Annotated in this window: 1 protein-coding gene; it reads left to right on the top strand. The window is 29.1% G+C overall.

The annotated features are described in order from the left end of the window. The coding region (locus tag HMPREF9193_RS02595) for a hypothetical protein (RefSeq protein ID WP_021686502.1) at positions 1-1,079 on the top strand (1,079 nt) is incomplete at its 5' end. Between the last annotated feature and the right edge of the window lie 567 nt (positions 1,080-1,646).

A 1,646-nucleotide genomic window follows, 5' to 3' on the forward strand; every position in this document is an offset into this window, starting at 1 on the left:
TTTTTATATTTTCAATTTTAGGGGATTTTTTTGTGAAAATATTTATAAAAAAGTTAATTATATTTGCAATACCTTTTTTTATATTTTTCCTTATTCCTTGCTGTATTTATTACGCTTCCGGAGAGCACACCTCAATCCATGATGCATATAAAATACAAAACAAAAATCACTCTGTTTTATATGGTAGAGCATATTCGAATATGCAGAATATGTATATTTTTTATAATGTTGTGCAGCGCAAACCTAAAATGCTTATTTTGGGATCTTCGCGTGTAAATACATTTCTCCCTGATGATTTTAGCCCATCATGCTACAATGCAAATACTAACGGAATAAGCATGGAATATTATTTATCTTTTTTAAAAAACCTTGAACTAAATAATGCTTTGCCGGAAGTTTTGTTATTCGGTCCCGATCAATGGTTTTTCAACTTTGAACATAAAGGTGGCTATGTTATTGATACCGATATAACCGGTTATTTATCGAAAGCTGATAAAATAATACACATAAATGCCTATGCCATAAAACAAATTTGGAATGATTTGCTTATACAAAAAAAAATAAGTATATCTAAAATATTTTCATCAGAGCATATCGGTTTGTCAGCTAAGCAGCGTGATTACGGATGGGATTTTAAAGGCTCACCATATGATAAAGATTTTATTCCGCAAAATAAATGTTCGTATGTAAAAAAATACCATGATAACATATTAAATCAAATCAAAACTGATATAGCTTTTGATACTTCTTATATAGCTACCGAAAAAATTAATGAAACCGAATGGAAAGGACTTGTGGATATTGTAAATTATTGTGAGAAAAAAAATATTCGCTTGCTAATTTTTCTTCCTCCTTTTTCACCTGAAATATATGAAGCTATGATGGAAAACGGTAAGTATAAATATTTAACAGATTTACAGGAACGCTTAAAACTATTGGAAACTGAAAAAAAACTTAAACTATTCGATTTTACCTATATGCCGGAAACAAAGCCGGAAAACTTCAGCGATACACATCACGGTGATCCGTTTGTATATAGAATTATAACGGATAAAATATTGAGCATATACAATAGGTAATTATAAAAGGATAAGATATAACATGAAAACATTTTTTAACAGAAACCCACAACGACTTCATTTTCCAATGCCGTTGTGGAATGTATACGTATTTTTAAGTTTTGTATTATTAATAGTATTGTTGGTTCCTTTATTTATACTATGCATATATAATCATCCTACCACTTTAGATGACTTTCTGGTATTTAGTGAAAGAAAAAATGATTTACCATATTATAATATTTTAAAAATCGGCTTACGATACGCTACGTTCCCGGGAGTATTTTTATTCAATTTTTCCCAACAGCCAACTATGCCGGAGATACAGCACATGTTAATTGTTTATCGGCTGTACTCCGTTTTTTTTATTTTATTTTTTTCTATTACCATTTTTTTTGCTCTAAAGCAATGTAATACATATTTTTTAAAAATAAAATCCCCTGCGTTTTTTCTTTTTTATTCGGTTGTTCTTTTCTTTTTGATTAACAGTGTCGGACATTTTGCATACTTTTTTTACGATATAATTCTTACAGCCGGTTATACTTACGGTATATGTCTTATACTTTTATTTTTAGGATTCTTGATAAA

It is taken from the genome of Treponema lecithinolyticum ATCC 700332, assembly GCA_000468055.1.
GTDB classification, from domain to species: Bacteria; Spirochaetota; Spirochaetia; order Treponematales; family Treponemataceae; genus Treponema_C; species Treponema_C lecithinolyticum.